This is a genomic window from Aliterella sp. E5.1 (assembly GCF_057473825.1).
Map to the genome: position 1 here is coordinate 1 of NZ_JBYCCV010000424.1, position 1,355 is coordinate 1,355.

Genomic DNA, 1,355 nt, shown 5'->3' on the forward strand with positions numbered 1-1,355 from the left:
CGGCGCGAACCTATGCACAGTTAGACCAAGCAATCACCGATGCTCTAGCTGCGGTGACACTCCAAGATATTATTGGCTGGTTTACCCACTGTTGTTGCTATGTTTCACCCAACTGAGAACTGCTGTAACCCAACCGCTTTCATCCTCTCCAAAGGCTGTAAAAGCATCATCATTGACTCGCTGGAATAGTAATGGTTCCACAGGAGCTAACTGGATCTTTGGAGCATTGCCAACAAAGAATAAACCAGGAGTGCTAACGAGTAAAGTACCTTTTTCACCCTGCTTGATATTAATATGTTCAAACGGTGCAGTGAGTTTAGCGAAGGTATGGCGAGGATATTCTAAATCTCGGTAAGTACCAGTGAACCGCTCAAGTTGCTCTTTGCTTAGTGTTAGGGGTTTCTTGGGTGATGCTTGCTGAGGAGCAGGAAAATAACGGTCGAAAAATTGAGTTAATAGCTTGCCATTTATCCCACTAAAGCTATTGGTAGCAATAAAAATACCGATATTGCGATCGGGCAGTAAGGTAAGAGAGCTAGAATACCCCCGCAAACTACCTAAGTGTCCGATCGTGCGAATGTTGTTTTCCAACCGTTCGCGAAAGCTGTAGCCAGTACCAGGTAGTAGAGGGTGGTGGGTGAAATGCTGCTCGTGCATTAGCCGCACCGTATCCTCCTCTAAAATACGCGATTTTTCATAGCGACCTTGCAATAGGTGGGCGAGCATAAAGTGAGCCATATCTGTTGCCGTAGCTTGCATTGCCGCGCCTGGAGCGATGTTGAGATACAGATAGGGGACGGGTTTAAAGTTGCCACTTTGATACTGATAACCTACAGCCAAATCGTCGGCTAGTGGTGGTGGCGGCGGCTGGAGAAAGGTACTCCGGCTCATCTGAAGTGGTTGCAATATGTTTTTGTCAATATATTGAGCGAAGGGAGTACCAGAGATTTTCTCCACGAGATAGCCCAATAAAGCAATACTGTGGCTGGAATAACTGTACAACTCGCCTGGTTGCCATACAACAGGTGGCATATGGTCAGCTAAATAATCTCCCAGTGACTGTATTTCTTCAGCAGTACGAGCAGCAAGCCCGATCCGCCGTTTTGTAGTGCCGTCCGTGTGCAGCATCATTCTGGCGGCTGTCACTGGCTCAGAAAAAGGATTTTTTAGTTGAAAGTCCGTTAAATATTTGTTCACATCAGCGTTTATATCTAGCAATCCCTGTTCGTATAGAACCCATTTGACATCTCTAAAAGGCGGCAAGTCGCTTAATCATTAACCTGACGAAGCAGAGATTGAGCTTCGTGGTGGCATTGGTCAAGGTGCGCTCAAAGTTCTTAACGAGGATCTTACAT

At 46.2% G+C, this 1,355-nt stretch carries 1 protein-coding gene and 1 pseudogene; both read right to left on the reverse strand.

Going from position 1 to position 1,355, the window contains the following annotated elements; genetic code table 11:
* Positions 1–81 precede the first annotated feature (81 nt).
* A complete protein-coding gene (locus AC2VE5_RS27875; protein WP_486890755.1) occupies positions 82–1,263 on the reverse strand; it encodes a serine hydrolase domain-containing protein in 1,182 nt (393 codons plus the stop codon).
* Positions 1,250–1,355: pseudogene (locus AC2VE5_RS27880) on the reverse strand (transposase); the annotation flags it as partial. The pseudogene AC2VE5_RS27880 and the gene AC2VE5_RS27875, both read right to left, overlap by 14 nt.